The organism is Pseudomonas sp. NBRC 111138 (assembly GCF_001320835.1).
Classification (GTDB): Bacteria; Pseudomonadota; Gammaproteobacteria; order Pseudomonadales; family Pseudomonadaceae; genus Aquipseudomonas; species Aquipseudomonas paracarnis.
Window position 1 is genome coordinate 1 of sequence record NZ_BCBO01000019.1, and the last position, 16,771, is coordinate 16,771.

Consider the following 16,771-nt stretch of genomic DNA (forward strand, 5'->3'; position numbering starts at 1 on the left):
GCGTTGTTCACGATCTTTTCCCTCAACGGCGAGCGCTGCACCGCTGGCAGCCGGATCTTTATCCAGGAAAGTGTCTACTCGCAATTTGTCGCCGAGTTCGCGACGCGAGCCAAGCGCCTGATCGTCGGCGACCCCCAGGACCCGAACACCCAGGTCGGCTCGATGATCACCCAGGCCCACTACGATAAGGTCACCGGCTACATCAAGATCGGCCTGGAGGAAGGCGCCACGCTGCTGGCTGGCGGCCTGGAACGCCCGGCCAACCTGCCGGCGCACCTCAGCCGCGGCCAGTTTATCCAGCCGACGGTGTTTGCCGACGTGAACAACCGGATGCGCATCGCCCAGGAAGAAATCTTCGGCCCGGTGGTGTGCCTGATCCCGTTCAAAGACGAAGCTGAAGCGCTGCAATTGGCCAACGACACCGAATACGGGCTGGCCTCCTACATCTGGACCCAGGACATCGGCAAGGCCCACCGCCTGGCGCGCGGTATCGAAGCGGGCATGGTATTTATCAACAGCCAGAACGTACGGGATTTGCGCCAGCCGTTTGGCGGAGTCAAAGGCTCGGGCACCGGGCGTGAAGGCGGCCAGTACAGCTTCGAAGTGTTTGCCGAGATCAAGAACGTGTGTATTTCCATGGGCAGTCATCACATTCCGCGTTGGGGCGTGTAGCCCAGGCTCAAACAAGCCTCCTGTGGGAGCCGGGCTTGCCCGCGATGCAGACACCGCGGTCCTTCAGCCGCACCGAGTCGATGCCATCGCAGGCAAGCCAGCTCCCACAGGGACCTCACAGGCCATACAAGAATAATTATTCAGGAGAGTCATCATGGGCGAAGTGGTTCTGGCAGCGAAGATCTGCCACGTACCGTCGATGTACCTGTCGGAACTGCCCGGCAAACATCACGGCTGTCGCGAAGCGGCGATTGCCGGGCACAAGGAGATCGGCCGGCGTGCCCGCGAACTGGGGGCCGACACTGCGGTGGTGTTCGACGTGCACTGGCTGGTCAACAGCGGCTACCACGTCAATTGCGGCGAGCAGTTCCAGGGCACCTACACCAGCAACGAACTGCCGCACTTCATCAAGAACATGGACTACGCCTACCCCGGTTGCCCAGAGCTGGGTGAGCTGATCGCCACCGAAGCCAACCTGGCTGGCGTGCGCAGCATGGCCCACAACATCCCGAGCCTGGAACTGGAATACGGCACCCTGGTGCCCATGCGCTACATGCATATGGGCGTGCCCGACGCAGAGAAATTCAAGGTCATTTCCATCGCTGCCTGGTGCGCTTGGCATCGCCTGGAAGACAGCTTTGCCTTCGGCGCCGCCGTGCGCCGGGCGATCGAAAAGAGCGACCGCAAGGTGCTGGTGCTGGCGTCCGGCTCGCTGTCCCATCGGTTCTCGGACGACCGCCAGGCTGAGGCGAATATCCACAACTGGACCCGCGAATTCGACAAGCAGGTGGACCTGCATGTCGTGCAAATGTGGAAGCAAGGTCGCTTCAAGGAGTTCTGCGCCATGTTGCCCGACTACGCCGAACATTGTTTTGGCGAAGGCAAGATGCACGACACCGCCATGCTCCTGGGCCTGCTGGGTGGGCCGGACTATGCCAAGCCGACCGAGATCATCACGCCGCCGTTCGGCAGTTCGGGCACCGGCCAGATCAACGCGATTTTCCCGCTTTAACCCTGGGAGAACACCATGCCGCACTTTATCGCTGAGTACACCGACAACCTCGAACAGCAGGCCGATTTGCCCGGCCTGTTTGAAAAAGTCCACCGCGTGCTGGGTGACAGCGGTGTGTTTCCATTGGGCGGCATTCGCAGTCGCGGCGTGCGCCTGGACACCTGGCGCATGGCCGACGGCAAGCACGATTATGCCTTTGTACACATGACCCTCAAGGTCGGCCATGGCCGCGACCTGGCGACGCGCGAAGCAGTCGCCCAAGCGGTGTTCGCGGTGGTCACCGCACACTTCGCCGAGCTGCAGGCGCAACGGTTGTTGGCGCTGTCGTTCGAGATGATCGAGCTGCACCCGCAGCTCAACTTCAAGCAGAACAATGTGCATGCGTTCCTGAACAACCCGGCGAACTGAAACGGCCCCGCCCTCCCTGTAGGAGCGAGCTCGCTCGCGAAAAACCCACAGGCCCCGCGGATCACCGGCAGCGCTGCGTTTTCGTTAACGTTTTTTTCGCGAGCAAGCTCGCTCCTACAACAAAAAGAACAACGCCATGAGCACAGCCCATTCCACTGCAAGCCTGCGGCTTGCCGAGCACGACCGCACCCATCGTTTGGTGACCTGGCGCCTGATGCCCTTGTTGCTGGTGTGTTACCTGTTCGCCCATCTGGACCGCATCAACATCGGCTTTGCCAAGATGCAGATGAGCAGCGACCTGCACTTCAGCGACACCGTGTATGGCTTCGGCGCCGGCCTGTTCTTCATTGCCTACGCACTGTTCGGCGTGCCAAGCAACATTGCCCTGGACCGCGTCGGGCCACGCCGCTGGATCGCCTGCCTGATGGTGGTGTGGGGCCTGCTCTCCACCGGCATGTTGTGGGTGGAGAGCGTGCGCGGGTTCTACGTGCTGCGCTTTCTGCTGGGTGTGGCCGAGGCCGGTTTTTTCCCGGGGATCCTGGTGTTCCTCAACCGTTGGTACCCGGCACGCCGTCGCGCCCAGGTCACTGCCTTGTTTGCCATTGCGGTGCCCATGGCCGGAGTGCTGGGCGGGCCGATTTCCGGGGCGATCCTGGAGAACTTCCACGACGTCGGCAGCCTGCGCGGCTGGCAGTGGATGTTCCTGATCGAAGGCGCGCCCGTGGTGCTACTGGGACTGGTGGTACTCAAGTGGCTGCCGGACAGTTTCGAGTCGGTGCACTGGCTGACTGCCGAGCAAAAACAGCAATTGCACATCCAACTGAGCAACGAGGAACAGCGCAAGACCATCACCTCGTTCGGCGGCATCCTGCGTGACCCGCAGGTGTGGCTGCTGGTGGCCGTGTACTTTGCGGTGATGCTGGCGGTCAACACCCTGGCGTTCTGGATGCCCACCCTGATCCACGGCGCCGGCATCGGCCGTGACAGCCAGGTCGGCTTGCTCAGCGCCGTGCCGTACCTGGCCGGCTGCTTCTTCATGCTCGGCTGCGGGCGCTCGTCCGACCGCCACCGCGAACGCCGTTGGCACCTGTGCGTGCCGTTGCTGATGGCGGCGCTCGGTATCGCCGTCGCGGGCCTGGCGCCCGCCAATGCGCTGCTGGTGATGGGCGGGCTGGTGGTCGCCGGCATGGGCGCCAGTGCCGCGCTACCGATGTTCTGGCAACTGCCACCGGCGTTTCTCTCCCACACCACCCAGGCGGCGGGCATCGCCATGATCAGCTCGTTCGGCAGCATCGCGGCGTTCCTCGCGCCCTACCTGATCGGCTGGATGCGCGACGCCACCCAGAGCGCCAGCCTGGCCCTGTACGTACTCGCCCTGTTTATCGCCCTCGGTGGTTTGCTGGTGCTGCGCACCCAGGCCGCCATCGTCAACCCACACTAGAGACCGTTGCCATGCTCGACTCCCAGCAAATCCTCGCAGCCGCCGCCCACCTGGACCATGCCGAACGCAGCCGCGAACAGGTGCGCCAGTTTTCCCTCGACTACCCCGATATGACGATCGAGGACGCCTACGCCATCCAGCGTGAATGGGTCGCCCAGAAGATCAAGCACGGGCGCACGCTCAAGGGTCACAAGATCGGCCTGACGTCACGGGCCATGCAGGTGTCGTCGAATATCACCGAACCCGATTACGGCGCTCTGCTCGACGACATGTTTTTCGACGAAGGCAGCGACATTCCCTTCGAGCGTTTCATCGTGCCACGGGTGGAGGTGGAACTGGCTTTCATCCTCGGCAAGCCGCTCAAAGGGCCCAACTGCACGGTGTTCGATGTGCTCGACGCCACCGAGTGGGTGATCCCGGCGCTGGAAATCATCGACGCCCGCATCCAGCAGGTCGACCCGCATACCAACGCCACCCGCAAGGTGTTCGACACCATCTCCGACAACGCCGCCAACGCCGGTGTGGTCCTCGGCGGCCGCGCCGTGCGCCCCACCGAGATCGACCTGCGCAAGGTGCCGGCGGTGTTGTATCGCAATGGCGTGATCGAAGAGTCCGGGGTGTCGGCGGCGGTGCTCAACCACCCGGCCAAAGGCGTGGCGTGGCTGGCCAACAAGCTGGCGCCCTATGACGTCACCCTGCTGCCCGGCCAGGTGATTCTCGGCGGCTCGTTTACCCGCCCCGTGGCAGCCCGCCCTGGCGATACCTTCCACGTCGACTACGACCTGCTCGGCTCGATTGCCTGCCGCTTCGTCTGAACCCAGGAGTGCTTTCATGGACATGCCTGTCAACCGCTTCAAGCAACGCCTGCACAACCGCGAGGTACAGATCGGCCTGTGGCTCGGCCTTGCCAATGCCTATAGCGCCGAGTTGGCCGCCAATGCCGGTTTCGACTGGCTGCTGATCGACGGCGAACACGCGCCCAATCAGCTGCCGGGGATGCTGGCGCAATTGCAGGCCATTGCGCCCTACCCCAGCCAGGCGTTGATTCGCCCGGTGATCGGCGACACGGCGCTGATCAAACAACTGCTGGATATCGGCGCCCAGACGCTGCTGGTGCCCATGGTCGAAAACGCCGCCCAGGCCCGGGAACTGGTGCGCGCCCTGCGCTACCCGCCCCAGGGTATTCGCGGGGTCGGCAGCGCCCTGGCCCGCGCCTCGCGCTGGAACAGCATCGCCGATTACCTCGACCAGGCCGATGCGCAGATGTGCCTGCTGGTGCAGATTGAGAATGCCGAGGGCCTGGCCAATCTGGACGCCATCGCCGCCGTCGAAGGCGTGGACGGGGTGTTTATCGGCCCGGCAGATTTGAGCGCGTCCATGGGCCACCGGGGTAACCCGGGGCATCCGCAGGTACAGGCGGCGATTGAGGACGCCATCGTGCGTATCGTCAAGGCGGGTAAGGCGGCAGGGATTCTCAGTGCGGATGAAAATCTCGCACGACGCTATATCGAGTTGGGAGCGACGTTCGTGGCGGTGGGGGTGGATACCACGGTGTTGATGCGGGGGCTGCAAAGCCTGGCCGGGAAGTTCAAAGACGTACCGATGGCTCCCAATACCGGTGGTGTCTACTGAAATCCATGTGGGAGCTGGCTTGCCTGCGATGGCGGTGCATCAGCGACAGATAAGCCAGCTGACCCGGCGCTATCGCAGGCAAGCCAGCTCCCACAGTTGACCGGTGGTGGTTCAGTCATTAGTTCAGCGCTTGATGTTCTTCAAGTCATCCAGCAACCCCAACAGCATCTGGAATTTCTCTTCGCCAAACTGATCCTGCAAACGCTGGTAGTTGGCCTCCATGCACTGGCTCATTGACTCGAAACTCGCCTTGCCCTTGTCCGCCAGGGTAATCAGCACCCGGCGCTGGTCCTGTTCGGCCTTGCGCCGGTGCACCATGCCGGCCGCTTCCATGCGCACCAGTACGCCGGTCATGCTCGGCTTGAGGATGCAGGCCAGTTCCGCCAGTTGGTAGATCTCCAACTCACCGTGCTGTTCAAGGATGCGGATGATGCGCCATTGCTGTTCGGTCAGGCCGTGTTCATTCAGGGAAGGACGGAAAAAACTCATGGCGGCCTCGCGCGCTTGCAGCAAGGCCAGGGTCAGGGATTGTCGAGGTGTGGACATAGGGCTCAGGGTCACGAAGTATTTAGTTAATAGTTTAACGAAACTCTAACATTCCCGGCCGGCGAGCGCGCTATAACTTGTAGGTGCCCTCGCCCGTGGCGCGCTGAATCAAAAACCCGGGCACGCAGGATCAAGACTTCCCGCCCGCCAGGGGCCCTAATGGAGGCATCCGCTTTAGCGCCTTCCTTCACTTTTTCAGGCTGCGCCATGATCAACATCGAAACCCCCACGTACTACACCGCCACCAAGAAATACAACCTCAGCTTCCCCACCCTGGAACAGGATATCGACGCAGACGTCGTGGTCATCGGCGGCGGCTTTTCCGGGATCAACACGGCCCTTGAGCTGGCGGAAAAAGGCATCACCAACATTGTGGTGCTTGAAGCGCGCTACCTGGGCTTTGGCGGCACGGGCCGCAACGGTGGGCAGATCATGGCAGGCATCGGCCATGACCTGGAGAAGATCAAGAAGGACGTGGGCGAAGACGGCCTGCGCCAAGTGTTCGAGATCAGCGACCTGGGCGCCGACATCATCAAGAACCGCATCGCCAAGTACAACATCGACGCGGACTTTTGCCACGGCTACGGCTATATGGGCTTCAACGCCCGCCAGGAAAAAACCCTGCGCGCCTGGGAGAAGGACTTCAAGTCGATCAACAGCCAGCACGAAATCCGCTTTCTCGGCGGCTCCGATGTGCAGCAGATCATCGGCTCCACCGCCTACACCAGCGCCCTGTTGCACATGGGTGGCGGGCATGTGCATTCGCTGAACCTGCTGCTGGGCGAAGCCACCGCACTGGCCAGCCATGGCGTGAAGATCTTCGAGAACAGCCCGGCCCTGGACGTCAGCTACGGCGAGCGCATCACCGTGCGCACCGGTCGCGGTTCGGTACGCGCCAGCAAGTTGCTGTGGGCCTGTGACAGCTTCCTCAACAAGCTGGAGCCGGAACTGCACCGCTCGACCATCAACACCTACGCGTTCCAGATGATGACCGAGCCGTTGTCCGAGGAGTTGATCCAGCGCATCAGCCCGATCCGTGGAGCCTATAGCGACATCCGCCCAGTGATCGACTACTACCGCGTCACCAACGAGAACCGCCTGCTGTTCGGTGCCGCCACGCCTTTGGTGGAGCACATTCCCGGCGACCTCAAAGCCTGGAACCGCAACCTCATGCTGAAGATTTTCCCCTACCTCAAGGACGTGAAAATCGACCTGGCCTGGGGCGGCCCAATGGCGTGCAGCCCGAACCTGTTCCCGCAGGTGGGCACCTTGCCGGGGCGCAGCAACGCGTTTTTCGTGCAGGGCTATTCCGGCTTTGGCGTCACCCCCAGCCACATCATCTGCAAGGTGCTGGCCGAAGGCATGAGCGAAGGCTCGGCGCGCTATGACCTGGTCAGCTCGATTCACCGCCCCACCATCATCGGCAAGGACGCGATTCGCCCGCTGCTGCTGACGGCGGGCAAATCCTGGCACCAACTTTCCGGCTACTGGAACGGTCGCCGCTAACCCCCTGTAGGAGCGGGCTTGCCCGCGAAAAACTTCAACGATAACGCGTGCTTCCTGAATGAACGCGGCGCCTGTGAGTTTTTCGCGAGCAAGCTCGTTCCTACAAAAATCTCGTACTTATCGGAGCATCTGCCATGACACTTACCACCCTCAAACACAACGTCCAGCTGTCGGAACTAGACGCCTGGGGCACCGTGGCCGACCTCGGCTCGCAAATCCTCGAAGGCGAAGTACGCGCCTTCGGCAAGATGACCTTTGGCGCGCCCACCGATGCGGTCAGCAGTGCGTACTTCGGCACGACCCAGGGCAAGTTCCGCATGGTCTACCCCTTCGCCGAGCAAGCCACGGTAGTGACCGGCGAAGTGGTGCTGACCGACGAGTCCACCGGCCAAACCACCCGCTACAAGGCCGGTGACAGCTGGTTCGTGACCAAGGGCACGCCGGTGCTGTGGGAAGTGGTCAGCGAGAGTTTCGTCAAACACTACTTCGCCGTCGTGTAAGGGAGGCGTTGCCATGTCGAATTCATCTGACTGGATCACCGTGGGCGCCCTGGCTGAGGGGTTTGCACCCGAGGCGTTCATCCTGCCGAACCTGGCCGACCTGGCCGGCCAGACCTTCACCCTGCACTTTGCCAATGGCTGGCAGATCGAACACCGCTTCGAGCAGGAGCGCCTGGCCTGGCACGCCGCCGATGGCCACTCCAGCGGCAGCGCCGCCTACCGCGCCAGCTCCATTCGCCCGGGCCTGTACCTGGTGGACTTTATCAAGCACGAGGCGGGGCAAAGCTGGTCGATCAGCCTGGTGCTGGACACGCCAAATGCCTCTTTTACCGCGGTGATTGGCCGTATGCCGGAACCGGCAGAGACCCACGAAGGCCTTTACCACCGCGCCCTGGCCGGCAAACCGCTGACCTCGGTACAGGTTGACTTCCTCCACGGCAGCCTCGACCGGCCGTGGCAGGACGGCCACTGCCTGCACGCCCCCACCAATGAGTTGGTCGGCCTGCGCAACCACTACCGCTACAGCCCCAGCGAGGTCTACGAGCACATCTACCTCAACCCGCAATTCTACGCCTGGCAATGCCTTGAGGGCGTGGAGAAAGGCCTGTGCGACACCGACCGCTGCCATTACTACAAGATCGCCGAACAGCTGTACCTGTTCGTCTGGCAGGAGAAGATCGTACCGACCCTCGGCCTGGTGCTGATCGACCTGCAACAGCATCGCAGCGACGGCAAGATCTTCGGCTATGCCGGGGCGTCCTTCGACGAGCTGTCGAACTTCCCGATCAGTTCCTATTGCCAGGTGCTCAACCGCACGGAGTACCCCCGTGACTGAGCCGCGCACGGTGGTGATCACCGGGGCCGGCACCGGCATCGGCGCTGCCTGCGCACGCTTGTACGCACAGGAAGGCGCGCATCTGGTGCTGATCGGTCGGCGTCGTGAGCCACTGGAACAGGTGGCGCTGGACACCGGCGGGCTGATCCTGGTGGGCGATGCCGCCTGCCCGGACACCTGGGACGGCTTCATCCAACAAATCCGCAGCCACTTCGGGCGCCTCGATGTGCTGCTGGCCTGTGCCGGTGGCCACGGGCTGGGCAGTGCGACCCAGACCAGTCAGGCCACCTGGGAAGGCGCGCTGCGCAGCAACCTCGACAGTGCGTTTTACAGCGCCCGCGCCTGCCTGCCGCTGTTGCAGGAAAGCGCCGGGAACATCGTGCTGATTGGCTCCATCGCCTCATTGGCGGCAGGCCCCGAGGTGTGTGGCTACACCACCGCCAAGCATGCGCTGCTCGGGCTCAACCGCTCGCTGGCCCGTGATTATGGGCCCCATGGCGTGCGGGTGAACGCGGTGTGCCCAGGCTGGGTGCACACGCCGATGGCCGACGCGGAGATGCAGCCGTTGATGGAGGCGTACGGCGAAACCTTGCAGCAGGCCTATGCGCGTGTGTGTGCCGATGTCCCGCTGCGGCGCGCCGCCCGTGCCGACGAGATCGCCAAGGTGTGCCGCTTCCTGGCCAGCGACGACGCCTCGATCATTACCGGCGCCACGTTGGTGGCGGACGGTGGCTCCAGCATCGTCGACGTGCCGACGCTGGCGTTTACGCACCTGGAGCCTGCCCATGACGAATGACCTGGATTTCAGCGGCCAGGTCGTGCTGGTCACCGGCGGCGCCCAGGGCATTGGCCTGGGCATCGTCCAGGCCTTTGCCCAACGCGGTGCGCGAGTGGTGATTGCCGACCGTAGGGTTGAACAGGCTGAAGCCCTGGCTGCCGGGTTATGCGCGCAGGGGTATCACGTTGACGCCGTTGGCGTTGACCTGGCGGATGCCGAAGCGGTGTTCGCCTGCGTCCAAGGCTTGGCGCAACTGGATGTGCTGGTGCACAACGCCGGGTACTTTCCGCTGACCGCCTTTGCCGACATTACCCCAACGATCCTGGAGCGCACCCTGGCGGTGAACCTGTCGGCGCTGTTCTGGCTGACCCAGGCGGCGTTGCCGATGTTTCGCGAACAAGGCCGGGGCTGCGTGCTGGTGACGTCTTCGGTCACCGGCAACCGGGTCGGTTATCCGGGGCTGAGCCACTATGCGGCGTCCAAAGCTGGGGTGAATGGGTTTATCCGCAATGCAGCGCTGGAGCTGGCGCCGTTGAATGTGCGGGTCAACGGCGTGGAGCCCGGCATGATCGCCACGCCGGCGATGGGCAACCTGGGCGATGCGGCCGTGAATGACAGCATCGCCCGCCGTGTGCCGCTGGGGCGCCTGGGCGCTGCGGCGGATATTGCCGGGGCGATGGTGTTTCTGGCCTCTGACCTGGCGGGCTATATCACCGGGCAGACGCTGGTGGTGGATGGTGGCGCGACGCTGCCCGAAATATGAAACCCGATCGTTCCCACGCTCTGCGTGGGAATGCATCCTGTGACGCTCCGCGTCACGACTTCTGGCGCGGGACGCGGAGCGTCCGGGGCGGCGTTCCCACGCGGAGCGTGGGAACGATCACGCTTACACCGCCTGCAACCGGCTGGAACGAAAATCCTTGGGCGATACTTCGAACTGCTTCTTGAACGAGCGGCTGAAATGCGCCGAGGCCGATCGTTCCCACGCTCTGCGTGGGAATGCATCCTGTGACGCTCCGCGTCACGACTTGGAGCGGGACGCGGAGCGTCCGGGGCGGCGTTCCCACGCGGAGCGTGGGAACGATCACGCTTGCACCGCCTGCAACCGGCTGGAACGAAAATCCTTGGGCGATACTTCGAACTGCTTCTTGAACGAGCGGCTGAAATGCGCCGAGTCGGTAAAACCCCACTTGTAGGCAATCGAGGTGATCGACTCGCTGCGCAGGAAGGGGTTGGTCAAGTCGTCCGCACTGCGCTTGAGCCGTGCGCGCTGGATATAGCGGCAGACGCTGTCATCCTGTTCTTCAAACAGACGGTACAGGTGCCGCACCGAGATATTCAGGCGGTTGGCCAGGCCGATCGGGCTCAGGCCTGGCTGGCTCAGCGACTCATCAATGACTTTTTGCACATAGCTGCGCAGGTTATTGCCGTGCAACGCAGCAACGCCCTCGCGGCACTCGTCGCCCTGCTCCAACGCCGAACCCAACAGCGAGACGAAGGCCGCTTGCAGCGCCTCCACTTGCGTGGCGTCATCGTCGGTATCGTCCTTGCACAGTTGGTCCATCAGCACATGCAGCATGCGCCCACAGGCCTTGGTCGAGGAGATCTTGCCGAAGGCCCGTGCCTGACCGCCCAGGTGCTTGCATACCGCGTTGCGCGACAGGGACAGCGAGGCGTGTTCGATCAGGCCGAAGGGGGTGATTTCGATGGAGCCCACCGAGTCCATCAACAGCATCTCGCCAGGCGCCAGTTGCACGGTCTGCTCATTTTGGGTGATTTGCGAATAGCCGCTGCGCTGGCTGACCAGAAAACATTCCTGGTCGTTGTCATGGTCGGCGTGGTGCGTCGGGCGCTTGATCAGCCCGGCATTGGTGCGCAGGATGGCCAGGCCACGCGGCAGGTTATGGATCTCGCCGATAAACAGCGAACGGTTGAAAGCCAGTTCGGTATCGAAGTGGCCGCACGCGTCGCGCAGTTCGCGGTTCCAGCTGTCGAGCCCGTCGGGTGCATGCTGTGGGATGCTCATGGGGTGTCTCCGCAGTGGCGTTATTCTTGTTGTTCTGGCGCAATAGTTAACATGTTATCTATATGCACGCAACAACAACCTGTTTGCCCTTTGCAGAAGCACTAATGGTGCCAATCAGAGGTCCGACAATACCCGCCGCAATCCGGCCAGTACGACCAAGAGATACCCGCGTTGCTCGGTGCTCAACCCAATGTAGCGCCGGAACGCCGGCATGCGGTTGACCACTTCGCTGCCGCCCATATGCTCCAGGCGCACGCACCATTGCTGGTCTTGCAGCTCGATGCGCAGGCGCTTGAAATCCAGCGGCATCAACGCGTGGAACAACACGCTGTCAGCCTGCAAACGCGCCTGCAACTCACGGCCCAGTGCCTGGTTGCCAGCGCGGCGCCGCACATGAATACCGCGGCGCCGGATCGCGCCGCCATGGTGCACCTCGAAGTTGCCAGCGCCACCCGCTGCAGCAGGAACGCGCAGGACACATTCGGTCAGCACCAAGTGCATCAACAACTGAGACTCGGTGCGCTCGACAATCTCGAAGGCCACACCGCCCACTTCAAGGCTTGCCAGGCCCAGGTCACGCCGCAGGTGGGCCAGGGTCACCCCCGGCCGATACCCGCGGGGTGCGCGGTCAGCACGAAACAGCTCAAACAGTTTTTGCCGCAAGGTCGCTATAACCCTCATGGGTGTGCCCCGGTTCGTGATTGAATTCCTTGGCCAACACCTCTTCCACGCAGGCGGGCTTGAAGGGGTTGACCTTCTGCACCACCAGGGTCCAGAACAGCGCATAGGTGGCCGTCACGCCGAGCATCACGCCAAACGGCACGTAGATGTCAGCAGGGTTCATGCCTGGCGGAGTGATAAACCACATGCCCAGCAGGATGCCGATGCTGGAGACGATCTGCGGCAGCGGGAACCACGGCGAGCGATAGGCCCGAGGCAAGTACGGACGCCGAATGCGCAGGATCACCACCGACAGCGTCACCAACAGGTAAGCGAAACTCCACGCGCACACCGCCGCCAGCACCAGGTGCATGATGTTGTCGGTGTTGCCTCCCAGGTACAGCGCATGCAGGCACGGAATCAACATGGCCACCAGGATGCACAACAGCGGCGTCTTGAAACGCGGGTGCAGGTAGGTGAACACCTTGGGCAAGGCGCCATCCACCGCCATGCCGTAGAGGATGCGCGGCACGCCGGCCATCAGGGTATTGATGGTCGCAGCGCCAGCGAACAGAAAGCCAATACCCAGCCACAACGGGCCGATCTGCCCCATTACCTGTTCGGCAAATCGGGGGATGGCCATGGGTGTGTCCAGCAGGTGCACGCCGGACGCGGCGTCGAGCACGACGTTTTCCACCTGGCGCTTCATCGCCGCGCCATAGATGAACATGCACGTCGCCACGCCCATCAGCCCGAGCATCATCGCCCGTGGCATCACCTTGGCCGATTGGCGCAGGTCCGGCGCCAGCGGGGTGACGAACTCGCAACCCACGAACATGAACATCGCCATGCCCACCAGCGACAGCACGGTGACCAGGTCAGTGCCTACCAGCGACTCACCGAACCAGCCCTCCAATTGCACCGCTGGCGCGGCGATCAGGCCCAGTACGCCGAACACCATCAGGGTGGTCCACATGCCGAAGGTCAGGATGATCTCGGCGCGGCCAAATGCGCTGACGCCAAAGGCGTTCAGCACGCCGAACACCAGTACGAAACCGACGCCCAGCAACCACGAGCCGCCGGCCGACTCTGCCAGGGTGTTGAGGTGTTCGAAGTTCACCAGGGCCATGACGCCGGCGAGGATGGTTTCGGCGGTGCCGGCGAACACATGCACGATCAGGTAGGCCGACAAGGTCCCGGTGATCGCAAAGAACCGGCCCATGCCGCAGTTGATGTAGTCGTACACCGAGCCGGTGGTGGGCAGCATCGAGGCGGCCTCGGCGAAAGTCGTCGCCTGGGCCAGCATCATCACCACGGCGATCAGCATCGCCAGGGCAAACGCGCTGCCACCGATGCCAAAGCCCATGGTGGCGGTGAGAATCACGGGGCTGGCCATGATCAGGCCGATGGTGCTGGCCAACGCAGTGGGAAAACCTACCGTACCCCGGTTGAGGTGTGCGGTGAGTCGGTCGTTGATCGACATGGAGGGGTCCTCGAAGCGGATTTTTTAATGTGTCGGCACTCTGCGCCCCACTCCCGTTGATCGTCTTGCCCCTGTCTGCCGCCGGTTTTGTTGCTGCCTGCCAAGGCCTGCTGCCTGGCGGCCAGAGTCAATTGCCTGGCACGCAGGGAAAAGACTTGGCCTCACACCGCTCGCCCTAATGCGCCCTCACTCTTAACCAAGATGGGGGCAATAACAATGGAGCACACACTGAAAAACCGCTGCCTGCGCCAGACGGTCGGCCTGGGCGTGGCACTGTTGGTGGGCCAGGCGCAGGCCATCGAGTTGTATGCGGACGCCGACACCCAGGTCACCGGCAACTTCCTCGCCGTGTACGGTATGTTCAACAGCCCGAAGAACTACGATGGGCGCAGCGGCGGCGCCACTTGGCGTGAGGCGTTCATCAAGTACGGTCTGAGCGTCGAACAGCGCCTGGGCAACCTGGGCGGTGTGTATGGCACGGCCAACCTGGTGAGTTCCGGTACCTGGGGCGACGGCGATGCGGCCGGATTGACCAACGGCACCGAGCGCACCACCAAGTTTGACGAAGCCTTCGCCGGCTGGCGGTCTGGCGAGTTGTTACCGGCGCTGGGCAAGGACGGCCTGGACCTGTCGTTCGGTCGCCAGATCATCATGCTCGGCGACGGTTTTATCCTTAACGACGACGGCCCCAACCTGGGCAATGGCGTCGGCGACGGCGAGTTCAATCGCGGCGGCGCCTACTACATCGCCGCACGCCATGCCTTCGATAAGACGGCGGTGATTCGCCTGGGCGGCAAGGACGGTGTGCACGGCAGCCTGATGTGGATCAAGTCCGACAACCGCGCCCAGGCCCTCACCGAAATGGCCGCCGGCACCCTGGAATACAGTGCCGCGCCGGGCACCCTGGGGTTGACCTATATTCACGGCATCGATGTGGATGAGCGCTTCGCCACCGACCTGCAGCGCCAGCGCAAAGGCATGAACCTCTACAGCCTGCGCGGCACCGGCAATGCCGGTATCGACAACGCGCACTTCGCCTTCGAACTGGCGCGCCAAAGCCGTCGCGATGGCCAGGAAAATGCCGGTTACGCCGAAGCCGGCTACACCTTCGCCAACCTGCCGTGGTCACCGGACCTGACCTACCGCTACGCCCGTTATTCGAAGAACTGGGACGGCATGTTTTCAGGTTTCAACCGTGGCTACGGCACCTGGGTGCAGGGCGAAGTGGCGGGCAACTATTCCGGCCCCTTCAACAGTAATACCGCCGTGCAGCACGTGGCGCTCAAGGTCAAACCACTGGAGAACATCACCCTGGGGGCGCTGTTCTTCGACTACAACACCGTCAGTACCCGCGGCCAATTGAACCTGGATGGCCGCGAACTGGACCTGTATGCCGAATGGGCCGTCAACGAGCACCTGATCATCACGCCGCTGCTGGGCCTGTACAAACCCGATAAATCAGCCGATACCGGTGGCAATCAGGTCGGCGGCAACGGCACCAATGTCTACAGCCAACTGGTGGTCGCCGTGCCGTTCTAAACTGCTTCGGGCGCGCAGGGAGGCAGCGCCCGGACCTCGGCATAGGCGCCCTGATGATAGAGCAGCGGCGCACGGCCAAAATCATCGAAGGCCACCACCTTGCCGATCATGATCCAATGGTCGCCGCCGTCCACCTGCTGGTATTTCTCGCAGTGAAAACGCGCCGAGCAATCGGCGAATACCGGCGAGCCACCCTCCCCCGGCTCGTACTCGATCAGGGCGAAGCGGTCTTCACGGGGGCGGGCAAAATTGTTCGACAGGTGCACCTGGTCCGCCGCCAAGACATTCACGGCAAAGTGGCTGGCCTCCTCGAACACGGCATGGCTGTTGGAGCGCTTGTCAATGCTCCACAGCACCAGCGGCGGGTCGAGGGATACCGAGTTGAAACTGTTGGCCGTCACGCCCACCTTGCGCCCGGAGGCGGTGGCGGCGGTGACCACGGTCACGCCAGTGGCAAAATTGCCCAAGGCACGACGAAAGGCTCGTGGGTCGAATACGTCGGACATGCAAGACTCCCGGGTGGCCTCTATGGGCCGCCCTGATTGTTGTAGGGAAAACGCAGCTACACCATGCTCGGGTCGGGTTCCAGGCCCATCAGCTCACGGCCAAGGATCTGCGCGCACACGTCATAGTCGGTGTAGGCATGCGCGCCGGTCATGTGGGCATCGCGGAACAGGCGCTGCATTTCGTTGTGTTCGAACCAGGCATTGCCACCGGCGGCGGCGAACAGCCGGTCTACCGCTTCGATGCACATCTTGGTGGCGTAGGCCTGGTTGGTGCGCCAGAACGCCAGGGTTTCTCGCGCTGGGTAGCGGTGGGCGGCGCTGTGTTCGGCGTGGTCTTGCCAGGTTTTCTCCAAAAACGCCCGAGCAGCGGCCACCTGGTGGGTGGACTCGGCCAGGCGCATCAGCGCCGGGGTCGCTGCGCCGACGGCGGCACCGGTATAGGCGCGCACACGGTTTTTGGTTTTTTCGCGGAACACCTCCAGCATGCGCTCGGCCACGCCGAGGCTGACGGTGGAAAAACCACTGGCGAAATACGGCCGGTACGGCGCGTAGAAAATCTGGCTGTCTGGGTAGAGACCAAAGCCTGCGGACTTGCCTTCCATCATGTCCTTGGCCTTCTGGATCCGGTGCTCAGGCACCCAGGCGTTGTCGATGATCAGGGTCTTGGTGCCGCTGCCTTTCATGCCGGCCGCGAACCAGTCATCGCGGATCTGATAGTCACTGCGCGGCAGCACGGCAAAGCAGTAATCCTGGGTACCTTCGGCATTCTGGCGACGGCAGCCGACAATCGCCCACTCGCCATGGTCACAGCCGCTGCTCCAGCCCATCTCACCACTGAAGTACACGCCGCCCTCGCCCTCGGTCACCCGACCGAACGGCGCAATACTGCTGCTGGCCGTGGCATCCGGGTTGGCGCCCCAGATCTCCTCCTGCAACTGCGCCGAGAACAGCGCCAGTTGATGGCTATGGGTACACAACAAACTCATGGCCCAGGCGGTGCTGGCGCAACTGCCGGCGAGCAAGGCGATGCAGTCGGCGAATTCGGGCAGCGACAGTTCCAGGCCACCGAATGCCTTGGGCTGGAAGGCGCGGTGCAGGCCGATGCTTTTGAGCAGCGCGATATTCTCATCCGGCACTTGGCGCAGCTGTTCGGCACGGCTGGCGTTCGCGGCAATGGCAGGCAGAAGAGGCTTGAGGTCTTCGAGGAGCGGGTTTGGCTTTTTCATG

17 protein-coding genes and 2 pseudogenes are annotated in these 16,771 nt (G+C 63.0%); 12 read left to right on the top strand and 7 right to left on the bottom strand.

Annotated features, from left to right (window positions below; translation table 11 throughout):
- From APH41_RS03630 to hpaI, 6 genes are all read left to right on the top strand, one after another.
- The coding region (locus APH41_RS03630; protein ID WP_156359024.1) for an aldehyde dehydrogenase family protein at positions 1 to 672 on the top strand (672 nt) is incomplete at its 5' end.
- Positions 673 to 826: 154 nt separating this feature from the next.
- Entirely contained in the window at positions 827 to 1,684 is an 858-nt protein-coding gene (gene hpaD, locus APH41_RS03635) for a 3,4-dihydroxyphenylacetate 2,3-dioxygenase (protein WP_054917486.1), read from the top strand.
- A gap of 15 nt (positions 1,685 to 1,699) precedes the next feature.
- Positions 1,700 to 2,092, top strand: a complete 393-nt coding sequence (locus APH41_RS03640; protein WP_054917491.1) for a 5-carboxymethyl-2-hydroxymuconate isomerase — start codon at positions 1,700 to 1,702, stop codon at positions 2,090 to 2,092.
- 136 nt (positions 2,093 to 2,228) lie between these two features.
- On the top strand, positions 2,229 to 3,533 hold the full coding sequence (locus APH41_RS03645) for an MFS transporter (RefSeq protein ID WP_054917497.1): 1,305 nt from the start codon (positions 2,229 to 2,231) through the stop codon (positions 3,531 to 3,533).
- A gap of 11 nt (positions 3,534 to 3,544) precedes the next feature.
- A complete protein-coding gene (gene hpaH, locus APH41_RS03650) occupies positions 3,545 to 4,348 on the top strand; it encodes a 2-oxo-hept-4-ene-1,7-dioate hydratase (protein ID WP_054917500.1) in 804 nt (267 codons plus the stop codon).
- Positions 4,349 to 4,364: 16 nt separating this feature from the next.
- Entirely contained in the window at positions 4,365 to 5,165 is an 801-nt protein-coding gene (hpaI, locus tag APH41_RS03655; protein ID WP_054917501.1) for a 4-hydroxy-2-oxoheptanedioate aldolase, read from the top strand.
- A gap of 123 nt (positions 5,166 to 5,288) precedes the next feature.
- Here hpaI and hpaR read toward each other — a convergent pair whose 3' ends face one another.
- Complete coding sequence (gene hpaR / locus APH41_RS03660) at positions 5,289 to 5,711, bottom strand: homoprotocatechuate degradation operon regulator HpaR (RefSeq protein ID WP_032896376.1); 423 nt, start codon at positions 5,709 to 5,711, stop codon at positions 5,289 to 5,291.
- Positions 5,712 to 5,918: 207 nt separating this feature from the next.
- Between hpaR and APH41_RS03665 the strand changes: the two genes are divergently transcribed.
- From APH41_RS03665 to APH41_RS03685, 5 genes are all read left to right on the top strand, one after another.
- Positions 5,919 to 7,217 carry an FAD-binding oxidoreductase gene (locus APH41_RS03665; RefSeq protein WP_054897409.1) on the top strand — a complete coding sequence of 433 codons (1,299 nt, stop codon included), beginning with the start codon at positions 5,919 to 5,921 and terminating at the stop codon, positions 7,215 to 7,217.
- Positions 7,218 to 7,351: 134 nt separating this feature from the next.
- The gene (locus tag APH41_RS03670) at positions 7,352 to 7,717 is read left to right on the top strand and encodes a cupin domain-containing protein (protein ID WP_034128191.1); all 366 of its coding nucleotides are present in this window, start codon (positions 7,352 to 7,354) and stop codon (positions 7,715 to 7,717) included.
- Positions 7,718 to 7,730: 13 nt separating this feature from the next.
- A complete protein-coding gene (locus tag APH41_RS03675) occupies positions 7,731 to 8,552 on the top strand; it encodes a molybdenum cofactor biosynthesis F family protein (RefSeq protein ID WP_054917502.1) in 822 nt (273 codons plus the stop codon).
- A complete protein-coding gene (locus APH41_RS03680; RefSeq protein WP_054917504.1) occupies positions 8,545 to 9,348 on the top strand; it encodes an SDR family NAD(P)-dependent oxidoreductase in 804 nt (267 codons plus the stop codon). The genes APH41_RS03675 and APH41_RS03680 overlap by 8 nt, the downstream gene beginning before the upstream one ends.
- Positions 9,338 to 10,093, top strand: a complete 756-nt coding sequence (locus APH41_RS03685) for an SDR family oxidoreductase (protein ID WP_034128194.1) — start codon at positions 9,338 to 9,340, stop codon at positions 10,091 to 10,093. Before APH41_RS03680 ends, APH41_RS03685 begins: the two co-directional genes overlap by 11 nt.
- 123 nt (positions 10,094 to 10,216) lie before the next feature.
- On the opposite strand, the pseudogene APH41_RS29595 reads toward APH41_RS03685, so the two are convergent.
- The 4 genes and pseudogenes from APH41_RS29595 to APH41_RS03700 form a co-directional block, all read right to left on the bottom strand.
- Positions 10,217 to 10,300, bottom strand: a pseudogene (locus tag APH41_RS29595) (hypothetical protein); the annotation flags it as partial.
- Between the two features lie 114 nt (positions 10,301 to 10,414).
- Positions 10,415 to 11,356, bottom strand: a complete 942-nt coding sequence (gene feaR / locus APH41_RS03690) for a transcriptional regulator FeaR (protein ID WP_054897406.1) — start codon at positions 11,354 to 11,356, stop codon at positions 10,415 to 10,417.
- 114 nt (positions 11,357 to 11,470) lie between these two features.
- Positions 11,471 to 12,037, bottom strand: a complete 567-nt coding sequence (locus APH41_RS03695) for a DUF3156 family protein (RefSeq protein WP_054917505.1) — start codon at positions 12,035 to 12,037, stop codon at positions 11,471 to 11,473.
- The gene (locus APH41_RS03700; RefSeq protein WP_054917506.1) at positions 12,000 to 13,499 is read right to left on the bottom strand and encodes an APC family permease; all 1,500 of its coding nucleotides are present in this window, start codon (positions 13,497 to 13,499) and stop codon (positions 12,000 to 12,002) included. Before APH41_RS03700 ends, APH41_RS03695 begins: the two co-directional genes overlap by 38 nt.
- A 216-nt stretch (positions 13,500 to 13,715) precedes the next feature.
- On the opposite strand from APH41_RS03700, the gene APH41_RS03705 reads away from it, so the two are divergent.
- The gene (locus tag APH41_RS03705; protein ID WP_054917508.1) at positions 13,716 to 15,038 is read left to right on the top strand and encodes a hypothetical protein; all 1,323 of its coding nucleotides are present in this window, start codon (positions 13,716 to 13,718) and stop codon (positions 15,036 to 15,038) included.
- A gap of 32 nt (positions 15,039 to 15,070) precedes the next feature.
- Here APH41_RS03705 and APH41_RS03710 read toward each other — a convergent pair.
- Positions 15,071 to 15,544: pseudogene (locus APH41_RS03710) on the bottom strand (flavin reductase family protein); the annotation flags it as partial.
- Positions 15,545 to 15,600: 56 nt separating this feature from the next.
- Positions 15,601 to 16,770, bottom strand: coding sequence for a p-hydroxyphenylacetate 3-hydroxylase oxygenase component (locus APH41_RS03715; protein ID WP_032901980.1), 1,170 nt, complete (start codon positions 16,768 to 16,770; stop codon positions 15,601 to 15,603).
- Position 16,771 lies beyond the last annotated feature (1 nt).